The sequence below is a fragment of the Acidicapsa acidisoli genome, from assembly GCF_025685625.1.
Taxonomy (GTDB): domain Bacteria; phylum Acidobacteriota; class Terriglobia; order Terriglobales; family Acidobacteriaceae; genus Acidicapsa; species Acidicapsa acidisoli.
The window spans coordinates 504,787-531,368 of the sequence record NZ_JAGSYI010000003.1 but is presented as its reverse complement, the minus strand read 5'-3'; the positions used below and the strand labels follow the sequence as shown (position 1 = coordinate 531,368).

Sequence of the window (26,582 nt, the reverse complement as noted above, 5' to 3'; positions counted from 1 at the left end):
AGAGGAAATCATGAGGATACTGATCGTTACAGGAATGGAAGGCGCGGAGAACTGTGCCGCGACCCTGACAAAATTGGTTGGGCTCCCATGCGAGGTAGCCCAGGGACGCAAAGCTGCAATCACCGCTCTGAAGCGCAACGAATTTGCCGCCGTCGTAGTCGACGAAGGCATCATCGACACCGACGCTCCCGGAGCCGAGCTGATCTGGGAAAACACAGGTCTCGCCGTCCCCATGCAGGTGAACTTTGCCCTTTCCGGAGCGCAACGGCTGGCCCGCGAGATCCGCATGGCTCTGAACCGCCGCGAACGCGAGCGAGCCCTCGCCCGGGAAGCCGCCGCTGCCGCTATAGAAAGCGAGCTTAAGTCCACCGTGGCCGGCCTGCTTCTGCACTCGCAACTCGCCCTGGCTCACCGCGAACTCTCTCCGCCATTGGCCGAAAAGCTGCGAGTCGTAGCCGATCTGGCAGGCAGTCTGCGCGAGCAGCTGGCGATTCCCGCGTCCAGCCAGGCCCGCAATTGAATCACGACGCTGCGTTGGCAAGAGAGAACCAAAAAGTCTCCCCTTGACAATCGACAAGAGAAGGCGCTACTTCTATTGTCGATTGCCGAGGGGAGTATGCGCCTGGAACGTCTTCGCCAGATGTATCACCAACTTGCTCAATGGATGCAGCGAACAATCCGTTCCGGTAACAAATCCGATCTGGAAAACGAACTTCAGTTCCATCTCGATCGGTCTACCGAAGCCAACGTAGACGCCGGCATGACGCCACGCGAGGCGCGCAGACAGGCGCTCATCGACTTCGGCGGCGTGGAGCAGTCCCGGGAAGAGACCTGGCGTCAGCGCCCCAGCTACTTCGCCGAAACACTCCTCCAGGACACGCGCTACGCCCTGCGCGGCTTCCGTCGCAACCTCGGTTTTACGATCACCGTAATCGCAACGGTCGCCCTCGCCATCGGCGCCACCACCGCCGTCTTCAGCGTAGTCGACCGCATCCTCTTCCGAGCTTTGCCCTACGCCCATGGCGACCGCTTGGTTTCCATCGGTTTGGTCCAATCGCTAGAAAAACAGGAATTCATGATGGGCGGCTTCTTCTACGAGTGGCGCGACAGCCAGCAGCCCTTTGACGCTATCGCCGCCCAGGGCACCGGCTCCTATGCGTGCAGGCTGCTCGACGCGAACCCCTCGCAACTCAACTGCGCCACATTCCAAGCCGGATTTCTCCCGATGCTGGGTATTTCACCCGCGCTGGGGCGCAATTTTCTGCCGGAAGAGGACAAGCCCAATGGGCCGCACGTCGTGCTCATCTCCTATGGCCTATGGCGAAGCCGCTATGGCCGCGACTCTTCGATTCTCAATCGGCTCATCGACGTCGACGGAAGTCCCGCCAGAGTCATCGGCATCCTGCCCGAAGACTTTGAGCTTCCGACCTTGCAGGCTGCGGACGTAGTTTTTCCGATGGCCATGGATGAGGCGGCAGAGCGCAGGTCCGCACCCTCACCCGGGCATCCGATGCGAAGCTTCGCGCGCCTTCGCCCCGGAATCAGCATTGCCCAGGCGCATGCGCAAATGGAGCCGCTCTTTAGTCATACCGAGCAGACCCTGATTCCATCCGCATTCCGCAACGATTTTCACTTGAGCATCCGCTCCCTGCGCGACCGGCAGACGCAGGAAGTGCAATTGACGGCCTGGGTTCTACTCGGCTCCGTGCTGTCGGTGCTGCTGATTGCCTGTGCCAACGTAGCCAGTCTGATGATGGCGCGCGGGGCTGCGCGGGAGCGAGAATTGGCGGTGCGTTCCGCATTGGGTGCAAGCCGGGGCCGTCTGGTTCGTCAGACGCTTACGGAGGCCGTCCTGATCTCCTTTGCCGGAGCAGCCTTCGGCTTGGCCCTGGCTGCGGGACTTCTGCGTATCTTCATCGCAATGGCTCCAAATGGCGTCCCATTCCTCGAAAAAGCGCATCTGGATTTCCGTATTGCCAGCTTCACCGTTCTTCTCGCCATTGTCTCGGCAGGTCTCTTTGGTCTGCTCCCCGCTCTGCAAAAGCCCCGCGCAATTGCGACGGCAGCGCGAACGAAGCACTTCGGAAAACATGCTTTCCTCCGACAAAGCCTGGTGGCTGGCCAGATTGCCGTCAGCATGATTCTTCTCTCCGGCGCGGGACTGCTCCTCCGCAGCCTTCACAACATGGAGGAGCAGAATCTCGGCATCCAAACCAATGGCGTGCTCACCGTACGCATCGCCAGTGCGGAGTTCCACAGTGAATCGGTAGGCGGCCTTGTCAGCCGTAGAGGCCAGAAGCAAATGCGATTCTTTGCCCAGGTCGAGGACTCCGTGCGCCGGCTGCCGGGCGTTCGCGCCGTCGCCTGGAGCGAGTCTCTGCCGCCCGGTGGAGGCTTTCAAAATGGCAATCGTTTCTCGGACATGGCTGTTGAAGGCAAAACCCCGCCAGCACCCGGAACAGGAGGCTCCGTCCGCACCCGATCGGTGACCCCCGACTATTTCCGCGCAATGCAGATTCCTATCCTTCGCGGCAGCAATTTCACCGAGGCTGAACGAGACTCAACCCAGCGATCGATGATCCTCAGCAGGCTCATGGCGTCGCGGATGTTTCCCGGCGAAGAACCTATCGGCCAGCGCATCCGGATGGGTTCTGACGGCACTATGCTCACGGTCGTGGGAGTCGCGGAAAACGCGAAGAACGGCGGACTCAGCGAGCAGGACATCCCGGAGGTCTACACCCTCCGCCGCAGCGTAGCCGAAGACTGGGGCTCCCCGGTGCCCATCATGATCGTTCAGTCCGATCTGCCCCTGGACACAACTGCCGCTTGGATCCGTTCCCAGATTGCGCAAGTCGACTCCACCGTCCCTTTCACCATTGAGACGCTCAACAGCCATGTCGGCAAGCTCGCCGGCCGCCCTCGTTTCGAGACTGCGCTTCTGGGATTCTTCGCTCTCACTGGCCTTGTCATGGCAGTGATCGGCCTCTACGGAGTCATCTCCTACCTGGCCACTCAGCGCACACAGGAGATCGGCGTGCGCATGGCCCTGGGAGCCGGCCGTTCCGACATTCTGCGTCTAATCGCCCGGGAAGGCTTCCGCCTGATTCTCCTCGGCGGCGCAATCGGCCTGTGTGCCGCATTGCTTCTTACGCAGTTCCTGCGCAGCCTGCTTTTCAGCGTCGGGCCGCGAGATCCGGCGACCTTTGCGGGCGTAGCCTTTCTGCTCGGATCGGTGGCGTTATTGGCCACGCTCATTCCAGCGCGAACAGCCATGCAAGTCGACCCCGCAGTGGCGTTGCGCAGCGAGTAATCTGCCCAGAGAGTAAATAGAGGCAATTCGATAACGGAGGTGGATCATGGTCGGCAGCGGCATCAGATCTGGTTTCAACCGGTTCATTCAGGGCATCCGCGCTTTCCTGGGCCGCGGCCGGAAAGCCCAACTCGACGCGGAGCTTCAATTCCATATCGAGATGTCGGCACAGTCGATTCAGGCCAGCTCCGGCGTTTCCACCGAGGAAGCCCGCCGCCGAGCGCTCATCGACTTCGGCGGCGTAGAGCAGGCCAGGGAAGAAACCTGGCGTCAGCGCCCCAGCTACTTCGTCGAAACGCTCCTTCAGGACACGCGCTACGCTCTGCGCGGCTTCCGCCGCAACCTTGGCTTTACGATCACAGTCATCGCCACGCTAGCCCTGGGCATCGGAACCACCACCGCCGTCTTCAGCGTCGTCGACCGCATTCTCTTTCGAGCCTTGCCCTACGCCCATGGCGACCGCCTCGTCTCCGTTGGCCTCACCGCTCCCATTATTCCCGTGGAGTTCATGCTGGGCGGTTCCTACTACGTCTGGCGCGACAATCAAAAGCCATTTGAAGCCTTCACCTCAGAGACCGGCGTTTCGGCCTGCGACCTCACCGAGCGCAATCCAGCCAGGCTGAGCTGCGCCAGCGTCGAAGCCAGCTTCCTGCCTACTCTCGGCATATCGCCCTTGCTCGGGCGCAACTTCCTCCCCGAAGAAGACCGCCCTCACGGACCAAAGACCGCTCTGATCTCCTACGCACTCTGGCAATCGCATTACGGCTCCGACCCAAAGATTCTCAATCGGCTCATCGAAATCGATGGCGTGCAAACCCGCGTCGTAGGCGTCCTCCCCAAAGAATTTGAAATGCCAACCATGGAGCCCGCGGACATCGTTGTTCCCCAGGCCCTGGACGAGGCAGGGGAGCGCAGGGAAGCTCCCGACAGCGTCATGTACGCCTTCGCTCGCCTCAAGCCCGGCGTCAGCGCCGCGCAGGCCAGCGCCGCGCTCGATCCTGTCTTCCAGTATTCGCTCAGCCTCGCCCCGCCTGCCTTTCGTAAGGAAGTCCATCTCCGTGTCCGCTCCCTGCGCGACCGCCAGATGCAGGACGCGTATCTCACCGCATGGGTACTGCTCGGAGCAGTGCTTGCCGTCCTGCTCATCGCCTGCGCCAACGTGGCCAGCCTGATGATGGCGCGCGGTGCTGCCCGCGAACGCGAACTCGCCGTGCGTTCGGCACTCGGCGCAAGCCGTGGCCGCCTCCTTCGCCAAACCCTCACCGAATCCATGCTGCTCTCGCTCACAGCGGCAGCCGCCGGTTGGGCGCTCGCGGAACTGTTGCTGCATCTCTTTGTCGCGATGGCTCCGGCCGCGATACCATTTCTCGACAAAGCTCAACTCGACCTTCGCGTCGCAGCCTTCACCATGCTGCTGGCCTGTCTATGCGGTGGAGTCTTTGGCATGCTTGCATCTGTCCAGAAGCCGCGTGACCTTGCCATGGTCACGCGCTCCACCGGGTCAACCTCTCATTCCTGGCTGCGCCGGGTCATGGTGGTAGCGCAGATCGCTGTGAGCATCGTTCTTCTCGCATCCTCCACCCTTCTCGTACGCAGCTTCTGGAATCTGCAAAACCAGAGCCTCGGAATCCGCACCCGCTCCGTGCTCACCGCCAGCATCTCCCTTGGGCGGCAGAAGTACGACACCAACCAGAAGCAGATGCAATTCTTCCTGCAGGCTGAATCCGCACTGCGCCGCCTGCCCGGCATAACAGTGGTCGCTGTCAGCGATTCCCTCCCGCCCTCCGGCTGGCATCGCGAATCCGTCCTCAACGTCATGGCCGTCTCCGGCTCATCCCGCGAGAAGAGCGGCACCGGCGGCATGGTCGCCTGGCGCTGGGTCACGCCCGAATACTTCCGCGCTCTGGAAATCCCCATCGAACAAGGCCAGAACTTCACCGAAGAAGAGAGAACTTCTACGCAACACCTGCTGATACTCAGCAAGCTTCTGGCCGACCGTCTGTTTCCCGGCCAGAATCCGATTGGCCGGCAGATTCGCCCCAGTCCCAACGACCCTTACTACACCGTCGTCGGTGTCGCGGCCAACGTCAAAAACGCCGGCCTCACCGGCAGCGACGAACCGGAATACTACCGCCTTCGCCGCAATCTCCCCGAAGACTGGACCCAGTCCTCAGCGCAGTCCTCAACGCTGATCCTGGAAACCTCGCTCACACCTCAAGTGCTCACTCCGTGGGTCCGATCCGAGATCGCCCACATCGACCCCATCCTACCCGTCGAAATCGAAACCCTCGACCAGCGCGTCAACAAGCTCGCCGACGCCCCGCGCTTTGAAGCCGCCTTGCTAGGTTTCTTCGCCTTCACCGGCCTCGCCATGGCCGTCATCGGACTCTACGGTCTCACCGCCTACATCGCCCAGCGCCGCACCCAGGAAATCGGCGTCCGCATGGCTCTGGGCGCAGATCGAGCCGATATCCTGCGCCTCATCGCCACCGAAGGTCTGCGCCTAATCCTGCTCGGCGGCGCACTCGGACTCGCATCTGCCATCGGAGTTACACAGCTCCTCAAAAGTCTGTTATTCAACATCGGCCCGCACGATCCCTTGACCTTCGCCGCTGTTGCCTTGCTGCTGGTCCTGGTAGCGCTAGCCGCAACACTCGTCCCAGCCCGCGCCGCCATGCGTGTCGATCCAGTAGTAGCGCTCCGCTGCGAATAGCCGCCTCGAACGCAGCCTCGTCCAGAACTTTGCCGCACAGCCACGCCTGACGCGCCAGTTAAGCGAGTTAAGCCAGTTAAGCCGGTTAAGTCGGTTAAGCTGATACCAATGCCTCAGAATCAGCAAACTGGCACCATCAAACCTCGCGTTCCCGACACAGAACGCGCAGTCCTGCTCATCGATTGCCCCGACCAGAAAGGCCTGGTCGCACGCGTCGTCGTCCTGCTCTACAGCCAGGGCGCAAACATCCTCCATGCCGAGCAGCATCAGGACCACGAACTGGGCCAGTTCTTCATGCGCGTCGAGTGGGCACAGGCAAGCCTCCCGAACTCCACCAGCCCCACCGGATTATCCGACACGCGCGCAAAAAGCGTCATCTCCACCTTCGCTCGAGACTTCGCCATTCTCGCCGAAGAACTGCACATGCGCTGGCAGTTGTATCGCGCCCACCAGCGCACCCGCGTCGCCATCTTTTGCTCGCAATATCTGCATTGCATCGCCGATCTGCTCCACCGCTCCAGCTCCGGCGAACTCCCCTGCGAAATCGTCGTCATCATCTCCAACCATCGCGAAGTGGAAAAGCTAGCCGCCTTCCACGGCATCCGCTTCGAATACATCCCCGTCACTCCCGCCACCCGCGCCGAAGCCGAAGCAAAGCAGCTCGAACTCCTCGAATCCCTCAAAGTCGAGCTGGTAGTTCTAGCCCGCTACATGCAGATCCTCACCGAAACCTTCGTCGCCCGCTACCCGGCAGCCATCATCAACGTGCATCACTCTTTTCTACCCGCCTTCATCGGCGCGCGCCCGTATCACGCCGCCCACGCACGCGGCGTCAAGCTCATCGGAGCAACCAGCCACTATGTCACCACGGAACTCGACGACGGCCCCATCATCGAACAGGAAGTAGCCCGCATCTCTCACCGCGATCAGGTCGAAGACCTAATCGCCCGCGGCCGCGACCTCGAACGCATCGTCCTCTCCCGCGCCGTCCGCTGGCACCTCGAACACCGCATCCTCTGCTACGGCAACAAAACCGTCGTCTTCGATTAAAGGTCAGTTCAGAAAAGATCGCCGACAGGCGGAAAAGTCAGCAGCAGGCTCAATCCCAGCAAAACGAGCGCAGCCGCGCAGACGCGAGCCGCTGCGACCGTTCTCCTCCGCCATCGCCACTCCAGAATCCCCCAGACAACCAGCCAGATCAGAATCGCTGTGGTTGTAACGCCGGAGAGAGGCCCGGTGGGTCCGTAGAAGCGAAACATATCTTTAAGGAAGACAGACTTATCCGCTGCAATCGACAACACACCAAGGAAGAATGAACCGATGCCCGCAGCCAGAATCGCCGCCGCACCGGAGCCATTTGTAACCGCCGCTCCCGTGAAAGAATAGACGTTAGCCTGCGTCTTCAAAGAGTTTCTCCATGCAAAGCACGAATCGTCCCGCCGCCCTCAACCGGAGCGTTCTTGTTAAGCATCGCGCCAAAAAATCCGGCAATGCCCGCCGCGACAAAAGCCACCACAGTGAAACACAGCACCGCGTCGCGCAGTTGACGATGATTCCTGAGGTCGCGCCCATACCTCACAACAACCGAGGCCGCCATCGTAATCGAGATCGGCGTCAGCCACGCGACATGCTCCTTCCACTCCATACCAATCGAATGCCACTCACTCGTTGCAGGATTCGAAAGCAGCAATCTCTGTGGGAACCCCGCCAGATTCGCCGTTCCAGCCGGAGCCGCGGCGCGATACCAGGGATAAATCACATACGCACCGCTCAACACCGCAAGCCACGCCAGCACAGCCATTACGACCAGATATATCTTCAGAAACTGCTCATCCGTTTCGCTGACTGGCCCAGACTCATTCGGCGAGTATCGACGATACAGTTCCACCAGCGCCCCCGAAGACGCCAGCAGATAAAGCGTTCCAAATCCCATGCCATGCGTCAGCGTCCAGAGGCTGCGCTCCGTGATCTCCATCAATAACTTCCTTTCAAAACGAGTAACCTCGAATAACTATTCTTCTTTCACGGCAATCCGCTCGTCTGCCAATGCCCTGCAAAATTCGCATCCGCAGGAGCCTTCTGATCCGCGTCTTTGTCTTTTCCCCACGTTTTGTAAAGTCCAAGGTAACCGTAGTTCTCCGTCTGCCCGGCAATCGAATGCCCATAAGCAAAAAGCAATTGCAGGCCGGGAGTCTTGAAGTGGTAATAGCCGCCCGCGTCCAGCAGAGTAGAGGCCTCGGTCTGTGCGGCAGCAAATCCCTCCCTTGCATGAGAAAAGACCTCAGCCGAAAGCTCCAGCCTTTCGCTGACCGTCCGCTTTACCAGGTATCCGCCATAGAAGTAGTTACGATATTGTTTCTGCGGAACGACCGCATATCCAGCACCACCCACAAGGCTCCATGGCCCAAACTCCTTTTCTGCCCAGATAGGCAGCTTGTACCACGCCCTTCCCACGCCAAGTCCTTTCGTATAACTCCCGGTCGGTAGCTCAAACATCGTAAACGAACCGATCTGCGGCCTGTGTTTCGTTTGCTTGATAAATCCGTACTTAACGCCCAGCTCCGTATCTGTAACTCCAAATGCGCTCGGCCCGGTTCCACCCGGTCGATAGGCCGGATTATTCGAGGGCAGTACGGCGCCAAATGGAAAAATCACATGCACTTGTATATTTGGGACTGCTCCCCAGTTAAACTCGAAAGCCGGTCCCACCGGATCAAGTTCCGCCGGCGTTCCATCGATTGTTCCGAAGACATAAAACTCATAATGCCCAGGATCGACCGGCGTTGGATCATCGGTCTGAAAAGGTGGTCCCGCCTGCGCCAAAACCCTTGGAGCGACAAGCAAAAAGAAGAGGAACAGCGTAATCTCTAAAGATTTTCCATAAGACGTCATCGATGACCTTGCCCTTTCACAGGGATCGCAATTGACCTCTTCTTTGCCGATGACTAACGGAAATGAGCATATATCGAAGTTCGATAACAAGCAATAAGGTTTCAAGCGATTCGCAGTATATTGATCTTGTGTTGAATCACCAGCAAGAGCTCTTCTTCGGCCTCATCCGTATCCATGTGCTTTTGCATGCCTCGCACGAGCCGATCTTTGGCCTGGCAATGATGGAGGAGCTCACACATCACGGCTACCGCATCGGACCCGGCACTCTATACCCACTCCTGCACGGATTGGAACGCAATGGGCTCCTGGCCTCTGCCAGCAAGATCGTTGGAGGCCGAAGGCGGAGAGTCTACCGGATCACGCCAGCGGGCCAGAGAGCCCTCGACAAAGCCAGATCGAAGGTCGACGAACTGCACCACGAGCTTCACGAAGAACATCCCCGCAGAATCTCTCCTCCCGGCGGCGGCATCACAGCAAGTTAGTCAAGCAATCCACCGGCAGCACCAAATGCGAGTTGCACGGATTGAGCCTCTGAATCGGAAGCGCTTTTCGCGGCATCCAAATACCTGTTCAAACAACTATTCCCCGGAAGGAATCGCCCCATGCAGATCGGAATCGACAGTTTCGCCGCCGCCATCAGAGACCCGGAGACCGGCAACACCATCGCGCCCAGCGAACGCCTCCGCAACCTGATCGAAGAGATCGAGCTGGCCGATCAGGTCGGCCTCGACTCCTTCGGCGTCGGCGAACACCACCGCAGCGAATTCCTCGACTCCGCGCCGACCATCATCCTCGCCGCCGCCGCCTCGCGCACAAAAAACATCCGCCTCGCCTCCGCCGTCACCGTCCTCAGCGCCGCCGATCCCGTCCGCATCTTTCAGGAATTCGCCACCATCGACCTCATCTCCCAGGGCCGCGCCGAAATCGTCGTAGGCCGCGGATCGTTTACCGAAGCCTATCCGCTCTTCGGCCTCAAGCTCCAGGACTACGACGACCTCTTCATCGAAAAGCTCGACCTGCTCCTCAAGATTCGCGACAGCCAGGAAGTTCACTGGTCCGGCAAGCACCGCCCCGCGCTCAACGGCCAGGGCATCTACCCGCGCCCATATCAGGAACAGATGCCCATCTGGCTCGGCGTCGGAGGCACACCGCAATCCTTCGCCCGCGCCGGTTATCTCGGTTTGCCGCTGATGGTCGCCATCATCGGCGGTCAGCATCACCGCTTCCGTCCGCTCATCGACCTCTACCGCGAAGCAGGCGAACGCGCTGGCCACGCCCCTGAAAAGCTCAAAGTGGGCCTGCACATGTTCGGCTTCCTCGGTGACACCATCCAGCAGGCAGCCGACGACTTCTACCCCGGCTACGCCACCATGATGACCGAGATCGGCAAAGAACGCGGCTGGCCACCCACCACCCGCGCCCAATACGACTTCACGCGCAGCCCCACCGGCGCATTCCTAATCGGCGACGCGGAAACAGTCGTAGAAAAAGTCCTCTACACCAACGAAGTCCTCGGCGGCATAGCGCGCCTCGACTTCCAGATGACCGCAGCTACGCTTCCCCACGCCAAGATGCAGCATGCCATTGAAATCCTAGGCACAAAAGTAGCCCCAGCCGTTCGCAAAGCGCTAAACGCCTGACACGAACCACGCCCACTGGATCAGCCAGAAAGCGCCAGGCGTTGAACGCTTGATTCGCCGCGTTCAACGCCCCAAAGAATTGCGAATGTCGCATTCTTACTAGGCAGCCGCCCTTGTTGCTCATGACACTCCTTCTATCAGGCTCTCGCACGCCAAAAGGAGGTCCTCAAAATGGGAAAGTGTGTCTTAAACTTCGATCAGATCGAGATCGTCAACCAGAAGAGCGACTCCAACCACTCTGATAACGACTGGTTCATCGTCACCTGGTTTGTGGATGACAAGGTCATCCGGACCGATAAATTTCCCCTCTACAGTCTCCACGGCGGCCTTGGCCTGCAAAGCGGGGATGGTATTACGCCCTTCAGTTCCGAGGTTGAGTGTTCCGACGCGTCCATTGCGACCGTCGCATACGTCGTCATGAATCTGGGTTCAACCGATGGGACCCAGCAAGCAGATGCCGCTGCACAGATTGCAGAGAACGTGTCCGAGAAGCTGACGCAGGCATACCTCGAAGCAGTGCAGCTCTACATTAAGTATTTCAGTGACATTCCTTTCAGCGACTTGCTTTCGGACCAGGTTTCTAACTTCGCTCCGGAGATCGTGCAATCCGTCGGAGCTGCCTTTGAAGACGTCGTCATCCCGCTGCTCAACGACCTTGTCAACGAGATTCAGGTGATCTTAAGAGATCCCAACTGCAACGGTCCCGTTTTCTATGACACCGCCGTATATCGTCCCGATCAGCCGATACCGGATGCCAGTTCCTCTACCACCTATACCGCATCTTCCGTCACTGGCTGCGGTTTTCCAGCGAAGACAAACGTCAGCCGAACTCTCCATCGCGAGTTAGACGTGGCCCCGTCATTCCCGAACACGCCCTCCCCTCAAGTCTTCTTTGTTCCTTCCGAATCGAAATCGGACTGGATCAGCCCCGCGGTAGAAGACAGCTCGTCTTCTCATCCGATCGTCATGGTGACCATCGCGCCTTCCCTGGATGTAAGGGCAGGATCAGGCCTCTACACGGTAAGCGTCAAGGAGCAGGTGGACCCACGATTTGACGCGGTGTTCGAGGCATCGGCAATCAACGTCCGCGTCAGCACCATCCGTGTGGTTTCGTTTGTTGGTAACACTCCCGGTACGGTGCGCTCGTGGATCAGCCGCCCGCTGCGCCCTACTGAGCTCACCGCGACAGCGCTCGGCATCGGTGCAGCTTCCTCGGTTGCCGCCGGCGCCGGGAAGAGCAAGACGCGAGTGTCTTCCGGCGCAGGCGGCAGAACTGCGACCCTGGAAGCCCAGGCGGAGTCCGCCGTAAAAACACCGCCCAGGTATGCATTCACCCTTGGTTGGCAGAACTCAGTGCCCGTCAGCTCCTCGTCTACTACGCCGATCCAGTTCTCGAGCCTGCCATCCGGCATCAACTCACGCAATGTCGTAAGTGATTTCTTTGATACCGTGAATGTTCTTCAACTGCCGGCACAGGGCGTTACCCTTTGCCTGTACGAATATCAACTCGCAGACCACGAAAGGATCTCGTACGGAATCCGCTACATACGCGCCGAGAATCTTTCCTACACGAGGGCTGACTGGGCACTGGTGAGCTGGAGCCCGGTCGGGTAGCTTTCAGCAGAAGTTCAATGAAGGCGGGGCTGGCGGGTGTATCATGCCTCATGCTTGAGGTTAGGATGCTTCCGCCTAGTCCGGCACTGCGTCCCTTCGTGCGCTGTTATGCCCAACGCACGGTGAGCGGTTCAGAACCATCGGTCGACGCCCACGTCGAAGCCATTCCCGCGCGGCTTGAGCAGACACTTGAATTCCAGCTCGGGAAATCCTTTGACGTTGCAATCCCTGGCAAAGCCCTCATCTCGGCGCCACAGGTGGTCATCGTAGGAGCATACCTGGGCCGATGCGCCCTCATCCGCCTTGTGCCTGGCGTGCTTTCCTTCTGTGTTTTCTTTCTGCCTACGGGACTATCAAGACTTTTCGGAATCCCGGTCTCTGAGTTCACAGGAAGAAATTTTGATGCAACTCTCGTCCTGACCGGCCTGCGCGAGCTTCGGACCCGTCTGGGCGAATCTGGATCGTTCGCTGATCGCGTTCGCTTGGTGGAACATGTGCTGTTGCGATTCGCCGCGCGCAGCGCCAGGAAAAACCAGATCCTGGATGTGGCCGAATTCGCTTTCGCCAGACGTGGCGCGGTTTCTATCGACAAGCTAGCCCAAACCACTGGCTTGGGATTTCGTCAGTTCGAGCGCAGGTTTTGCGAGGGCCTTGGAACCACCCCCAAGCTCTTCGCGCGCGTCGCCCGGTTCCAAAGCGCCGTGGACGCTAAGATCAGCGCTCCCCACCGAACCTGGCTGGAAATCGCGCACGAGCTCGAATACCACGATCAGATGCACATGATCCACGACTTCAAAGATTTCACCGGCCACTCTCCCGCCCAGCTTCTTCCGCAAATCGGAGACGGACGACCAAGCGCATTCATGTCAAACGAGATTACTGAAAATAGCAAACTCTGGTGCTGAGTTCGCCACTCGGGATTTGACTCTTCCCGGAACAGGCGGCGAGAGTGTGCAACAATTCTGGCTGTTCAGAATGCGCTCGATGGTACTAGGCGCCCAAATTCGTGTTAGACACTGTCGCTTAAGATTCGTTTTCGGTAGCGTTTCTTAAGCTCTGCTGACGCACCTTCTCGAGTTCGGCCATTGCTTCGGTTTCATTCAATGCCCGGAGCCAGTTTCGTTCTTTTGAAGCTTCTTGAGCATGCAGGCGAACATACCAGCGCATCCATTCGGCGGTCGCTGGATCGCGGCTCTTCCAATCGTTCCATTCCGCTGTACCCGAAACTCCATTGGCTTCGCCAAGCAGGTCCGCCAGAACGGGCGCGCCCTGGTCCGCGGCAGCCCGGATATGATCTACCGAGATGACGACCTTCTGTTTGTCTCCGGAGCGCAAGTACTCACGCACATGACTTCGGAGAGCCTCGCCGACATGCTCCCAACCCGGTAGCCCCTCCTTGTGCGAGTCAGCAAGGTAACGGGCAAGAGTGGAAGGCGTATCGGGTTTGCCGTCGAAGACGCCATTGTGAATCCATCGGCTCCACATTTGCTGTATCTCGACAGCATCGGGAAAGTGTTTAAGCGCCACCGAGCCAAGAACGTCGGCCAGGCGATCTGTATTTTCCCGTAATGGCCACGTGACGAGCTGAAGAACTGCGCGACGCTGCGATGAATCGAGTTGTCCGGCATTTTCATGAATGAACTGGTAAAGGGCGTGGTTATTCGGCGGGTCACAAGCTGTCAAAAGCTTAATTGCGGTCGGAATCAATACAGTTTCAAGACGCCGATTCCCGAGTGCAGTCACAAGAGGCAGATCGCCATCTCCAGTCGCTGCGATCCATGAGGCCAGGGCACGGGTTCCGGCCCCCGCGCAACAAAATCCATATGCCGCATGATAAGCCGTCGAACGATTTGGCATCAGGTCGAACAACGCATTCAGCGCTTCATCGAGCGGGTGAAAAGCTGCCTGAAGAGACCCCACGTTCTCTTGATGGAGGCCCTGAGAATCCAGGCAGCCGAGGATAAGGGGCGCAAGATCTGGTTCTTCGTGGGCGAGTTCTCGCAACCCCGCAGCGAGTAGGGCGGTATCCACAGCCGGCACCTGAAGATCGATCTGCAGGAACAGGTTACGCATTAGTCCGTGGATTGCATCGGCAAATGTCTGGGGACACGTAGCGTCAACTCCGAGGCGGTTCCGGAAGCGCTCATGCTCGGCAACGGGCTCGATGAAAATCGGGACAACTGCCTTGTCCTGTTGTTCAGCAAACTCGAGTTCTAACTTAACCCACTGCGACGTGGCTGATGCCTGTGAGGCGACTACCAGCACGACGTTTGCGGCTTGGATCTGATTGCGAAGCGATGAAGTGAGAACCGACCCAAGCTGAAGTTCCCGCTCATCGATCCAGACTTTGACCCCATGCGCAGTCAGGCGTCGAACAAGCCGACGAGCTACACGCCTGTCCACATGCGAATGGCTAAGGAACACTTTTAGGTCCGCTTCTGGAAGTTCTGGAAGCATGGCAGATGCTACCACAGATAGAAGGGGAGGGCATCACGGCATGGTTTTGCGTGGAATTACCATCCAAAGGCGCACAATCTAGAAGAGCGATAGCCCAGCTTCATCCACACCAGCAGGAGAGAAAAAATGCGGTCAAAAAAGTGCCCAAAAACGGCATAAAAACGCCATTTAACGCACCTTGAAACGGACCTAACCTGCCTGGAATGTGCGCGATACGGCAAGAAATGGGTACTCCCTACCCCCCCCACGAAAAATTGGGACAAATTCGCCGTCTCGGGACCCATTTCGCGCTGGTTTTCAGTGCACTGTCTTCATCTTCCGATTCAGAAAATCCATCATCAGGTAGTTGCCCAGTGTCTGCGGAGTAGTGAAGTAAGCTTTCCCGCGGCACATCGCCGAAACCCGCTGCACAAACTGCACCAGCCCCGGGTCCGAAGCCAGCATGAACGTATTGATCAAAATCCCCGCACGACGGCAGCGCGCCACTTCTTCCAGCGTCTCGGATAACACCAGCGGGTCCAGCCCGAAGGCATTCTTGTAAATCCGCCCATCCGGCAGCGTGAGCGCGGAAGGCTTGCCGTCGGTAATCATCACAATCTGCCGCATCTCCTTGCGCTGCCGGTTGAGAATGCTCCGCGCCAGCCGCAATCCCTCGCGGGTATTCGTGTAATGCGGACCAACTTTAACCCGCGCAATCTGCGACACCGGCACCTCTTCCGCCGAGTCGTGAAACAGCACCAGGCTCAACGTGTCGCCCGGGTACTGCGTTCGGATCAGGTGCGAGAGCGCCATCGCCACGCGCTTGGCAGGCGTAAACCGGTCCTCGCCATACAGGATCATCGAATGCGAACAATCCAGCATCACCACAGTCGCGCAACTCGATTGGTAGTCACTCTGCTGCACATGCAGATGCGGATAATCAACTTCAATCGGCCAGATTGAAGTTGAGCCTTCTCCACCTTCACCGATGAACCGCTCCGCCTGCGCCGTAATCGCAGCAGCCAGCGTGGCATTCGCGTCAAGATTCAGCGTGTCTCCAAACTCATACTGCCGCGTCGACCCGTTCGTCTCAACCCCCGTTGCCTGATGGAAAGTATCGTGCCTTCCCGCGCTCGACCGGCCCAGCGAGCCAAGCAGATCCTGCAGCGTCTTGTAGCCCAGAAAATCGAGCGACTTGTCGGTCACTTCAAATCGCGCCTGCGTCTCGCCTTCCCCCGCCGAACCCGGCGTAGTCGCCATGCGCGAAGGGTCATTCGCCTGATCGATGCGAATGTAATCCTGCTGCTCCATCCGCTCGATAAGCTGCTCGATCAACTGCTCCAACTCGCCCTCAGCCGCCATCTGGTCCAACTGCTCGCGAATATGCTGCTCGAACTCTCCCGTCTCCAGCGCCTGCCGCAGAGCCTCGCGCAGATTCTCCAGCGAATGCTCTCCGTTCAGTTCCTGAAACCGCATCATCGGGTCCTGAAAACCGGAGTCGAGCAGGTAATCGGAGAGCTGCTGCATCAGGTCTTCGAGACCGATCTCGTCCGCCAGCTCCCCGTTATATTTGGTGTAGCGAATCCGCTTCATTCAGATCCTTCTTGTCTCACCTTCGACGAGTCATACAGCTAGTTGAAACTGCCTCTGCGACCGGAACGCCGCTGCTGCCAGTCCTCGTATTCCTCTTCGTTGCCTGCTGACTGCCGCTGCTCTCGTCGCGCCGGTTTGTCCGGAGCGCTGAATCCGCGTTCCTCGCTGCGGCTCAGCTTCTTGTGTGCGTAAAGGCCCTCCAGCAGAAACTCAGCAGCCGCGACAATCTGCGCCGGATACTCGGTTCCTTTGATCTGCAGCGGTCCAAGCTTCTCGACAAGCCCCTGAATCTCGCGAAGGTGATCGAGAATCGTCTTCGACGAATCCGAATCGTCCACCTGCAAAGTCCCGCCGAGGTGAAACCATTGCTCAATCTGTTGCGTGTTCGTCTCGCTAAGGTACTTGTCGTAGACCCGCGCTACGGCGTTGCGCAGAATCTCACGCACAATCGTGTCCGCCCCGCGCAGCTCGCCCTCATACTCCAGCTCCAGCTTGCCGGTGATCCCAGGCAACGCCGCGTAGAGATCGGTGATGCGAGGCACCACCATCTTCTCGCTATGGATCAGCGCCCGCCGCTCGGCATTCGAAACCACCAGCTCCAGCGTCGAAATCGGCAAGCGCTGGCTTACCCCGGAGCGCTTGTCCACGCGCCGGTCCTCGCGCGCCAGAAAGGCCACCTGCTCCACCGTCTCGCGCAAAAAGAACGGAATGTCGAGTGGACCCGTGCTGGCGTGCGGCTCATGCCCCGAACGCCGATCCGTCCAAGCTTCCTGACGGGTGATCTCGATGCCTTCCTCAACCGTCGACGCATAATGCGTGCGAATCTCGGAACCAATGCGGTCCTTCAGCGGCGTTACGATCTTGCCTCGCGCCGTATAGTCCTCTGGATTCGCGCTGAAGACCAGGGCCACATCCAGCGCCAACCGAACCGGATAGCCTTTGATCTGAATATCGCCTTCCTGCAGGATATTAAAGAGCGCAACCTGAATCTTGCCCGCAAGATCCGGCAGCTCATTCACCGCAAAGATGCCGCGATTGGCCCTCGGCAGCAGCCCGTAATGCATCGTGAACTCGCTGGCCAGATCATGACCACCACGCGCAGCCTTGATCGGGTCGAGGTCGCCGATCAGATCGGCGACAGTCACATCCGGCGTCGCGAGTTTTTCCACATAGCGGTCCTGCGGCGTCATCCAGGCGATCGGCGTAGCTTCTTCTTCGTCCGCGATCAGGTTCTTGCAGCGTTTGCAAAGCGGAGCATACGGATTGTCGCGAATCTCGCAACCGGCAACGTACGGCGTCTGCGCGTCCAGCAGTCCTGTAAGCGCGCGCAAGATGCGGCTCTTGGCCTGTCCGCGCAGTCCCAGCAAAATAAAGTTCTGCCGCGAAAGGATAGCGTTCGCCACCTGCGGCACGACAGTGTCGTCATAGCCCACAATGCCCTCAAAGAGCGGCTGCTTCTCTCGCAGGCGGACGATCAGGTTTTCGCGCATCTCGTCCTTGACGGTGCGGTGGGCCAGGCGGGCTTCGGAGTAGAGCCTGCTCGAGCGAAGTTCGCCAAGGGTCATTGGCAACGGAGCGGAATGGGACATCAGTCCTCCCAAAGATTGTTCTTAGAGTAGACGAGCCGGGAATGCGATGCGGTTCAAATTCAGGAATACGTTCCCGTCGTATGAAAACCTGTGAAAGTTTGCGGCAGGCACAAAGCTGCTACCGGATACAGGATTCCAGGCAGAAAATCGTTTTTTCCGTCCCATCGAAAACCGGTTGTCTGTCTTGCAGCGTGAGATGTAGAGTTCCACATGCGGACGAAACGGTGGTTGGGCGATGCGTAACTGGAACCGTGACAGGACCCAAACCTGCGGATTGAGCAGGATAAGACTCAGGTTCGACATCAGGCTCAACCTGAGGCTCGGGACGATCCTGGCGCTTTCGGCCATATCGCTGCCCGCGCTTGCTACCAGGCGGATGACGATCGAGCAGTTGATGCAAGCTCTCGCATCTGACTCCAGTCTTCACCGGACCGACAACGAGGTGGCGCGGCAACTTGGCGACGTCCAGTTGACGGTGCGCCTCAACTCTTCGCTGCGGCGGCAACTAATCGCAGACAGCCCCGGTCCGAAGAGCGTGCTGGCTATCCGGGCGCTCGCCGACAGCTCCGCTTTCCTCGAACCGGCGCCGGAGGATCTGTCGTCCAAACCGGCTCCAGACGTTGCCACGCAAAAAGCCATGATGAGCCAGGTTGTCCACTTCGTAGCGCGCACTCTTCCCACGCTGCCGAATCTGACGGCAATGCGGGTCACGCAGCACTTCGTGGACACCATTCAGGGCCTAAAGCTCACCGGAAGCCAGGACCTGAACAGCGAGTCGGCGGAGTTGCTCGGCGGCCTTTACCTGTCGGGCACCAACCGAACTCCCATTGCCCTCCGGGACGGCCGCGAAACGGATGACCCAACCCAGGCGTCCGATGCCGCCGCATCGTTGAAGAAGGCAAGCCAAAGCAAAGACTCCAAAGCGCCAACGCTCTCGACAGCAAGCCTCGGGCTGGCATCCTGGGGAGAATTCGGTCCAATCCTCGGAATCGTGCTCGTGGACGCTGCGAAGGGCAAGCTGGGCTGGGCACGTTGGGAGCAGGAGGACGGCAAGCCTGTCGCCGTTTTTCAGTTTGCTGTCGATCGCTCGATCTCTCACTACATCGTGCAGTACTGGCATGAGAATCGCGGCGAGATTATCGATAGCCACTACGGAGCCCGACAGGATGACCAGCACGGCGGGGCAAGCGGTGTTTCGGCCGGCGAAGTGAGAGATAGAGCGCTGGTTCTCATTCGCCAACCCACCGGGTATCACGGCTACATTGCCGTAGACCCTGTGACGGGCATCATTCAGCGCATCTCGATCGAGGCCGATCTCAAGCCGGACGACCCGATCCAGCGAGCCGCGATTTCCGTCGAGTATGGTCCAGTGAAGATCGGCGACGGAGTCTTCACCTGCCCCACACACAGCGTTGCCGTGTCCGCCTCCAACGAGCAATACCAGTCGACCCCGACCAGCGCTATCGTCCTGATTCGCGAACAGCAGTGGAACGATGTTGATTTCACCAGCTACCGGCGCTTCGGCTCTGAATCGACGATGATCACCGATGTGCCTCCAGCGCATGGTGCATCCGATCCGGCTTCGGCTTCGACCCCGAATACGCAACCGGCATCCGAGTCCAACTCGGCAATAGCAGCCAGCGTAAAGATCCCGGCGAACGCACCGGAAACCGCCCCGGAGACTCCGCTAGCCAACCTCACAGCTTCCAGCGCGTCTCCAACGTCTGCGCCGGCAGTAGTTCCTGCTGAGTCGTCGGATGAAGAGATTCTGGTTAAGGCCGTCGACAGTCTTCCCGGCGTAGAAGACACCGCAACCTCAGTCTCGGAGAACCTTCACACAGGGAACCCAAAAGACAGCAGCTTTACGCTCAAAGTCACCACGCGATTTGTCGATCTTGGCCTGATCGCGACCGACAAGCACGGCAAGCCCATCACCGATCTCAAGCAGGACGAGATCGAGATCTACGACAATGGCCGCAAGCAGCAGGTAGCCGCCTTCCAACACGCAACTCCGGGCGCAACAGCGGCAAAGCCCGCGCAGTCTGCGGAACCCTCCCAGCCGTCCGGTACCGACAGTGGCGCCTTCACCAACACCGTCACCACGGTCCGCGAAGTTCAGGACGCGCCCGACCTGCTCATTCTGCTCATGGATGAGAGCCATCTCGCCTTTCAGGATCTCAATCGTGCACGCGGTGAGGTGCTCCGCTTCCTCAAGGCGACCCGGCCAACCTCCCGCGTTGCGCTCTACTCCGTCAGCGAGCATGGATTCCGCGTCATCCAGGATGTGACGCAGGATCACGCCCTGGTCATGGCCAAACTCGCCGCATGGATGCCCAATGCGCAGGCAGTGTCGCAGGCGCAGGCGCTGGACCGCCGCATTCGCCAGCAGTTCGACACCGTGCACAACGCCTCGGATTTGAACAGCGTCAATGGCAACTACATCGACACGCCGGATTACATCACTTCCGCCGATCCGGAGCTGCGCCAGATGGGCCAGACTCCCCTGCGATCTTCGATGGAGGTGATGGTGGCCCTGGCCCGGCATTTCTCCGCCGTTCCCGGCCACAAGAGCCTGGCGTGGATCTCCGGCGACAGTGTGCTGGCCGATTGGGAGGACCAGGCCGTGGGGATGGAAAAGGGAACCAATCACATGGAAGACGCGATGATGCACGCCAAAGAGGCTCTCAACGAGGCTCATATCGCGCTCTATGCCGTAGATGCTTCCAGCGTCGAAGGCGCTGCCATCGATTCGTCCCTGAAGAATCGCAACGTGGAACTGAATCCGATAGCCCAGGAGAACGCCAGCTCAGGCGGCGGCGCGGGCCGTGTCAGCAACGGCGGCGCCGGCCGCATTCAGGCAGAAATGCAGCAGGATCTGCATGGTATTCAGGGCCCTGTCCGCCAACTCGCCGAGTCCACCGGAGGTCGGGCAATCAACAAAGGCGGCGATTTGAAAGCCCTGCTCGACAGCATCGACAGCGATTCCGCCGCGCTGTACGAAGTCGGCTTCGATCCCGATACGCAGGCAGACGGCAAGTTTCACACCCTCCTCGTCAAAGTTCCCGGCCGCAAAGACATCAAACTGCGTTATCGCACCGGCTACCTGTACGCCGAAGAGTCCACTAGCACGAAGCAGCGCTTCCAGGAGGCCATCTGGAGTCCACAGGACGCGACCGCTGTCACTCTCACCGCCGAAGCTGTACCCGCCGCCGACTCACCGTCGGGCAGCAGCATGGTCAGGCTGCGCATTGCGTTTCCCGGCCTGGCGTTGCAGCAGAAGGCAGATACAGGGGCGGCGCGGTGGACGGACCTGCTCTACATCTTCGTAGCGCAGCGCGACGATGCCGCGCAAAAGGCCGAAGTCTCCGGCGACACCCTGCGCCTGTCGCTGAAGCAAGCCACCTACGACTCGGGCATGCCGGCCGGAATTCCATATCAGCGCGCGGTCGAGGCGAAATCCAAGCTGGGTACTGTGCGCATCATAGTAGTCGACGGAAACTCGGGCAAGATGGGTTCTGTCACACTTCCGTCTTCGGCGCTCCATCCGTGATCTGACAATATTCACGGATGTTTTCCATAACCGGGTTGTTCCAGAACCTGTCGAATGGGCAAGTCGTGAGCAAGAGGGGTAGATTCATGCGCAAGATGCTGATGCCACTCGCATTCGTAGTCGCTATATCGCTGCCCGCTTATGCGGCCACGCCGATCACGCTTGAGCAGTTGCAGCAGCTTCTGACGAAGGCGCAGGCAACGCATCAGTCCGACAGCGAGACGGCACGCCACTTGGCGGATGTAGAACTGTCGGCGAAGGCCGGACCTCAGGTATTGCAGCGGCTCGTTGCCATCAGTCCTGGGCAGAAGACGACCCAGGCGCTGCGCGGCCTCGCAGGTCTTTCCGCCTTCCTCGACCCGCCAGCGAACGAAATCCCATCTACGCCTGCTCCCGACTTCGCGGCCCAAAAGGCGATCCTTGCCAGGACCATCCACTACGTGGCGCGCACCCTCCCCACGCTGCCGGATTTTATGGCAACCCGCACGACGGAGCACTTCGACGACAGCCCGCAGGCGCTCCAGCCAGGAGCGTGGCCAGTGCGGGCCGGCTTCCATCTGGAAGGCAGCTTTGAGGCGCCAATCACGTTTGTCGATGGCGCGGAAAAGAATGCTCAGTTCCAAAATTCATTCTCTACGTCAGCGTTGAAGAAGGTTGGTTCCACTAGGGGGAAGACAGACGCGAAGCAGGCCGCCATCGGGTCTGGCCTGAGCACATCGGGCTTAAACTCCTGGGGCGAGTTCCGGACCATCCTGGGCATTCCGCTCGTGGACGCCGCGAAGGGCAAAATCGACTGGTTGCGGTGGGAGCAAATCGATGGAAAGACAGCAGCCGTCTTTCAATTTCAGATTGCCCGGGCCGATTCGCACTACGAAGTGCAGTTCAACCGCAACCGGCCATCGAAGAACTCAGCCAAATCCAATTACATCTTCCGTCAGACAACCGGATATCACGGTTCCCTGGCGATCGACCCCGGCTCCGGAGCTGTTCTACGCATCGTCGTTGACGCGGATATGGAGCCCGGAAGCCCCATCCAGCGGGCATCGATGCTGGTCGACTACGGCCCGGTTTCGATGGGGACGCGCAATTACATCTGTCCCGTCCACAGCCTCGCCGTCTCAGCATCCGACGAGGTGTACCAGCCGACCGTCAAGAGCCCATTCGTCGATCTCGTCGAATTGCAGGTGAATGAAACCACCTTCTCCGGCTATCGCCGCTTCGGCTCGGACGCCACGGTCTATGCCGCCACGCAACCGGTGTCAAATCGAGCCGGCGAGTCGACAGCCCCGGCATCTTCATCCGCTCCTGCGAGTGCGGCGACAGCAGAACCCGAGGTCGCCGCAGAAACAGAAGCACCCGCGCCAACAGGCGATTCGAATGCCGATGCAACCTCGCCGACGTCGAGCCAGCCAATATCAGCCGAGGAAACCGAGGCTGATCAAGAGATTCTCATTCGCGCCATCGAAAGCATGCCGGGCGAACCCGCTGGAGAGGAAGACGCCGGGACCGGCAGCAACGCCGACAATCTCACCCTGAACTCGACGACCCGTTCGGTTGATATCGGTCTGGTCGCATTCGACAAGCACGGCAAGCCGATCACCGACCTGACGCGGGATCAAATCGAAATCTACGACAACGGCCGGAGGCAACAACTCAGCGCCTTCCACCACTCCGTTCCGGCTGCCGAGCCCAGCCAGCCTTCGGGGCCTCCAGAAGCCGGTCCTACGGAAGTTACATTTACGAACACTGTCACCACCTTCCGCGAAGTTCAGGACGCGCCGGATCTGCTCATCCTGCTGCTGGATGAAAGCCATTTAGCCTATCTCGATCTCAACCGGGCTCGCGGAGAGTTACTGCGCTTTCTCAAGGCCACCCGGCCCACATCCCGCATTGCCCTCTACGCGGTGAACGAACATGGATTTCGTGTTATCCAGGACGTTACGCAGGACCACGCGCTGATGATGCAGAAGCTTACCGCCTGGATGCCAACCGCCAGCTCTGTTTCGCAGGCCCAGGATCTGGATCGCCGCATTCGCCAGCAGTTCGACACCGTTCACAATGTTGAAGACTTGAACAACGTCAACGGCAACTATACCGCGGTCCCGGACAGCTATCAGACGATCGATCCGGAACTGATGCAGATGGGTCAGAATCCCTTGCGCGCAGTGCTGGAAAGCATGACTGCGATCGCCCGGCATTTCTCTCCGGTTCCGGGACACAAGAGCCTGGCGTGGATCTCCGGCGACAGCGTGCTGGCCGACTGGGAGGACAAGGCGGTTGCTACCGAAAAGGGAAGCAAGACGATGGATGCTGCCCTGCAGCACGCCAAAGAGGCGCTCAACGAAGCCCGTATCGCGCTCTACGCCGTTGACGCTTCAGCAGTGTCAGGCGATGGCGTCGATCCATCCCTGCAATTTCGCAACGTTGAACTGAACCAAGCCGCCGCAGATGTCGCCACCCTTCGCGGCGGCGCCCTGCCGCGCAACAACACCGCGGGCCGCACCACGGCCCAGATGGAGCAGGATCTTCACGGCATCCAGGGCCCGGTACGGATGCTTGCGGAGTCGACCGGTGGCCGGGCCATCAACAAAGGCGGCGACCTCAAGGCTACGCTGGACGGCATCGACCGGGATTCTAGCTCCCTGTACGAGCTTGGATTCGATCCGGACACGCCTGCGGACGGCATGTTTCACACCCTGGTGGTCAGAGTTCCGAGCCGCAAAGATATCAAGTTGCGCTATCGAACCGGCTATCTGTATGCCGAAGAGTCCACGACGACGAAGGAGCGTTTTCAGCAAGCCATCTGGAGTCCGCAGGACGTGGGCGACCTTACTCTGACCGCTCAGGCCGTACCCGCCACAGGTCCCTCGGGCGAGAGCATCGTCAAACTTCACGTGGCATTTCACGGCATTGCATTGCAGCAGAAGGAGGGGCAACGGCCAGACCGTTGGACCGACCGCTTATACATCTTCGTTGCCGTTCGAGACGACGGGACACAGAAAGCCGAAGTCTCCGGCGACACCCTGCGCCTTTCGCTGAAACAAACCACCTACGAGGCTGGAATGCCCGAGGGGATTCCATACCAGCGCGCCGTGCAGGTAAAATCCCGTCTCGGCTCCGTGCGAGTAATTGTCGTCGATGGAAACTCCGGCAAGATGGGGTCGGTCACCCTGCCATCGTCGGCGCTGCACCCGTAAGTTACCGGCAGCTTTACCGGTCCGGCTCTACCTGTCCAGCTCGTCCAGCATCCCCTGCATCTCGCTCAATGCATGGTTGTTGCCCGTGCGCCGTGCACAGGCGATGCCCGCATGAAGGCGTGCGATTGCCTCCGGCACGCGCTCTTCCTTGGCTAGCGTCTGCGCCGCCATGAAATACCCGGCCGTGTAGTCTGGATGCGCCGCCAGCAGCGTGTCGAACTCGGCCAGCCCGGTCGTAATCTCACCGCGATTCACGTACTCCATCGCCAGCCCATAGCGTGCAAAGGCGTTATTCGGGTCGATGTTCAGAATTTCCTTGAGTCCAGCGATCTTATCCATAAATGCCCGGAAGACTCCTTAGCTGTTGGTTCGCACGTTCAGGCCCGTCAGAGTTTGAACCACCCCATTTGCGAAAACCAGTGCGATTGCCGAAACTGGAAGTAGCCGTTTGATTTCGAGCGGCTGCCGTTACCAGTGTAGCGGTTCAAGCAAAGGCACGAGGAACGAGGCAATCTCCGCATGACGCAAACCGAAGCAACCGAAACCATAGCCGTCCCGGCAAACCTGGCTCCGCGGACCGTCTCCGAATCGCAATCCGAGATGACCGAGCTGATTCTGCCCAACGACACCAACACCCTGGGCAATCTGCTCGGCGGGCGGCTGATGCACTTTATCGATCTCGTGGGAGCGATGGCCGCATATCGTCACACGCGCACGCACGTCGTCACCGCTTCTATGGACCACATCGACTTTATTCAGCCTGTCCACGTCGGTGATCTGCTCAATCTCAAATCCAGCGTGAACCGGGCGTTTTCAAAGTCCGTCGAGGTCGGCGTCAAAGTCTGGGCAGAGGATACGCGGGCGGGCATATACCGCCACGTCGCAAGCGCGTACCTGGTTTTCGTCGCCATCGACTCCTCCGGCGTCCCGGCGCGGGTTCCGGAGCTGATTCCCGAAACCGCTGACGAACTTCGCCGCTACGAAGGAGCCTCGCGCCGCCGGGCAAACCGCGAAACCGAGTTGGAGAGCCGCAAGCGCGCCAAGCTGGCCCCGCCCGGGCACGGCAGCGTCCGCCCCGGAAGATAAGACTGCATTTACCAGCAAGACAAAAAGCTTTTGGAAGGAAGAAATCTCATGGCACATGGACACTCGATTCCCCCGGCGCCACTCCCACTGCCCGGCGTGAGCAAAATCGTCGCAGTCGGCTCAGGCAAGGGCGGCGTAGGCAAAACCACCGTCGCCGTCAACCTGGCCATCGCGCTGGCTCGCTTGGGCAACAAGGTCGGCCTGATCGACGCCGACATCTACGGCCCCAATATTCCGCTGATGATGGGCTCAAGCACGCAGCCCAAAGTCGGCCCGAACAACCAGATCGAGCCGAACTTCACTCATGGCGTAAAGACCATCTCAATCGGCTACATCTCGCCGGGCGACAAGCCCATGGTGATGCGCGGACCAATGCTGCACCAGATCATCCGCCAGTTCCTCCAGCAAGTAGAGTGGGGCGAACTCGACTATCTGATCATCGATCTGCCGCCGGGCACCGGCGACGTGGTCATTTCGCTGGTGCAGACGGTTCCGCTGACCGGCGCCGTCGTGGTTTCGACACCCAGCGACGTCGCCTTGCAGGACGCGCGCAAAGCGCTTGAGATGTTCGCACAGGTCAATGTCGAAGTCCTCGGCATCGTCGAGAACATGAGCCACTTCACCTGCCCGCATTGCAGCGAAATCATCGACATCTTCTCCAAGGGGGGAGCTGAGCGAACCGCGCATCAGTTCAATGTCCCTTTCCTCGGTTCTATCGAGCTGGTTCCGGCGATCCGTGAAGGCGGCGACAAAGGAATGCCGGTAGCGCTGGCCGGACCGGAATCGACACTGGCAATCGAGTTTTATGTGGTTGCAAAAAAACTCATGGAGCGGGCCGAAGATGCTGCATCGCGCAGCGGGGAAGTGATCGAAATCAGCTAAGAACAGGGAATAGGGACTAGGAAATAGGGAATAGGAAGATGGCTCCTGCTGGCGCCCAGACGAATTTTCGCAAAAAGAGA

General features: G+C 59.4%; 19 protein-coding genes. 12 read left to right on the top strand and 7 right to left on the bottom strand.

Annotated elements, in window-relative coordinates:
- Nucleotides 1-10 precede the first annotated feature (10 nt).
- The 4 genes from OHL23_RS20055 (at nt 11) to purU (ending at nt 7,073) form a co-directional block, all read left to right on the top strand.
- Nucleotides 11-520, top strand: a complete 510-nt coding sequence (locus OHL23_RS20055) for a hypothetical protein (RefSeq protein ID WP_263353741.1) — start codon at nt 11-13, stop codon at nt 518-520.
- Nucleotides 521-616: 96 nt separating this feature from the next.
- On the top strand, nt 617-3,310 hold the full coding sequence (locus tag OHL23_RS20050) for an ABC transporter permease (RefSeq protein WP_263353740.1): 2,694 nt from the start codon (nt 617-619) through the stop codon (nt 3,308-3,310).
- Nucleotides 3,311-3,356: 46 nt separating this feature from the next.
- The gene (locus OHL23_RS20045; RefSeq protein ID WP_263353739.1) at nt 3,357-6,023 is read left to right on the top strand and encodes an ABC transporter permease; all 2,667 of its coding nucleotides are present in this window, start codon (nt 3,357-3,359) and stop codon (nt 6,021-6,023) included.
- Between the two features lie 108 nt (nt 6,024-6,131).
- Complete coding sequence (gene purU / locus OHL23_RS20040; RefSeq protein WP_263353738.1) at nt 6,132-7,073, top strand: formyltetrahydrofolate deformylase; 942 nt, start codon at nt 6,132-6,134, stop codon at nt 7,071-7,073.
- A gap of 8 nt (nt 7,074-7,081) precedes the next feature.
- On the opposite strand, the gene OHL23_RS20035 is transcribed toward purU, so the two are convergent.
- Genes OHL23_RS20035 through OHL23_RS20025 form a run of 3 tightly spaced genes read right to left on the bottom strand, consistent with a single transcriptional unit; the run spans nt 7,082 to nt 8,915 of the window.
- Entirely contained in the window at nt 7,082-7,429 is a 348-nt protein-coding gene (locus OHL23_RS20035; RefSeq protein WP_263353737.1) for a hypothetical protein, read from the bottom strand.
- Nucleotides 7,426-7,998, bottom strand: a complete 573-nt coding sequence (locus OHL23_RS20030) for a hypothetical protein (protein WP_263353736.1) — start codon at nt 7,996-7,998, stop codon at nt 7,426-7,428. The genes OHL23_RS20035 and OHL23_RS20030 overlap by 4 nt, the downstream gene beginning before the upstream one ends.
- Before the next feature lie 47 nt (nt 7,999-8,045).
- Nucleotides 8,046-8,915 carry a transporter gene (locus OHL23_RS20025; protein ID WP_263353735.1) on the bottom strand — a complete coding sequence of 290 codons (870 nt, stop codon included), beginning with the start codon at nt 8,913-8,915 and terminating at the stop codon, nt 8,046-8,048.
- Between the two features lie 62 nt (nt 8,916-8,977).
- Here OHL23_RS20025 and OHL23_RS20020 point away from each other — a divergent pair, with 62 nt between their 5' ends.
- From OHL23_RS20020 to OHL23_RS20005, 4 genes are all read left to right on the top strand, one after another.
- Nucleotides 8,978-9,397, top strand: a complete 420-nt coding sequence (locus OHL23_RS20020) for a PadR family transcriptional regulator (protein ID WP_263353734.1) — start codon at nt 8,978-8,980, stop codon at nt 9,395-9,397.
- 120 nt (nt 9,398-9,517) lie between these two features.
- On the top strand, nt 9,518-10,555 hold the full coding sequence (locus tag OHL23_RS20015) for an LLM class flavin-dependent oxidoreductase (RefSeq protein ID WP_263353733.1): 1,038 nt from the start codon (nt 9,518-9,520) through the stop codon (nt 10,553-10,555).
- 171 nt (nt 10,556-10,726) lie between these two features.
- Complete coding sequence (locus OHL23_RS20010; protein ID WP_263353732.1) at nt 10,727-12,169, top strand: hypothetical protein; 1,443 nt, start codon at nt 10,727-10,729, stop codon at nt 12,167-12,169.
- A 65-nt stretch (nt 12,170-12,234) separates the two neighbouring features.
- The gene (locus tag OHL23_RS20005) at nt 12,235-13,074 is read left to right on the top strand and encodes a helix-turn-helix domain-containing protein (protein WP_263353731.1); all 840 of its coding nucleotides are present in this window, start codon (nt 12,235-12,237) and stop codon (nt 13,072-13,074) included.
- Nucleotides 13,075-13,192: 118 nt separating this feature from the next.
- On the opposite strand, the gene OHL23_RS20000 is transcribed toward OHL23_RS20005, so the two are convergent.
- The 3 genes from OHL23_RS20000 to OHL23_RS19990 form a co-directional block, all read right to left on the bottom strand.
- Nucleotides 13,193-14,626: a toll/interleukin-1 receptor domain-containing protein gene (locus OHL23_RS20000; RefSeq protein WP_263353730.1), complete on the bottom strand. Its 1,434-nt coding sequence runs from the start codon at nt 14,624-14,626 to the stop codon at nt 13,193-13,195.
- Nucleotides 14,627-14,923: 297 nt separating this feature from the next.
- Nucleotides 14,924-16,198, bottom strand: coding sequence for a vWA domain-containing protein (locus tag OHL23_RS19995; RefSeq protein ID WP_263353729.1), 1,275 nt, complete (start codon nt 16,196-16,198; stop codon nt 14,924-14,926).
- Nucleotides 16,199-16,236: 38 nt separating this feature from the next.
- Nucleotides 16,237-17,787: a sigma 54-interacting transcriptional regulator gene (locus tag OHL23_RS19990; protein ID WP_263353728.1), complete on the bottom strand. Its 1,551-nt coding sequence runs from the start codon at nt 17,785-17,787 to the stop codon at nt 16,237-16,239.
- Nucleotides 17,788-18,022: 235 nt separating this feature from the next.
- Here OHL23_RS19990 and OHL23_RS19985 point away from each other — a divergent pair, with 235 nt between their 5' ends.
- Both OHL23_RS19985 and OHL23_RS19980 read left to right on the top strand, forming a co-directional pair.
- Complete coding sequence (locus OHL23_RS19985; protein ID WP_263353727.1) at nt 18,023-21,337, top strand: VWA domain-containing protein; 3,315 nt, start codon at nt 18,023-18,025, stop codon at nt 21,335-21,337.
- Nucleotides 21,338-21,423: 86 nt separating this feature from the next.
- Nucleotides 21,424-24,534 carry a VWA domain-containing protein gene (locus OHL23_RS19980; RefSeq protein ID WP_263353726.1) on the top strand — a complete coding sequence of 1,037 codons (3,111 nt, stop codon included), beginning with the start codon at nt 21,424-21,426 and terminating at the stop codon, nt 24,532-24,534.
- A gap of 27 nt (nt 24,535-24,561) precedes the next feature.
- On the opposite strand, the gene OHL23_RS19975 is transcribed toward OHL23_RS19980, so the two are convergent.
- The gene (locus tag OHL23_RS19975) at nt 24,562-24,873 is read right to left on the bottom strand and encodes a hypothetical protein (RefSeq protein WP_263353725.1); all 312 of its coding nucleotides are present in this window, start codon (nt 24,871-24,873) and stop codon (nt 24,562-24,564) included.
- 180 nt (nt 24,874-25,053) lie between these two features.
- On the opposite strand from OHL23_RS19975, the gene OHL23_RS19970 reads away from it, so the two are divergent.
- On the top strand, nt 25,054-25,620 hold the full coding sequence (locus OHL23_RS19970) for an acyl-CoA thioesterase (RefSeq protein WP_263353724.1): 567 nt from the start codon (nt 25,054-25,056) through the stop codon (nt 25,618-25,620).
- Between the two features lie 48 nt (nt 25,621-25,668).
- Nucleotides 25,669-26,502 carry an Mrp/NBP35 family ATP-binding protein gene (locus OHL23_RS19965; RefSeq protein ID WP_317891709.1) on the top strand — a complete coding sequence of 278 codons (834 nt, stop codon included), beginning with the start codon at nt 25,669-25,671 and terminating at the stop codon, nt 26,500-26,502.
- Nucleotides 26,503-26,582 lie beyond the last annotated feature (80 nt).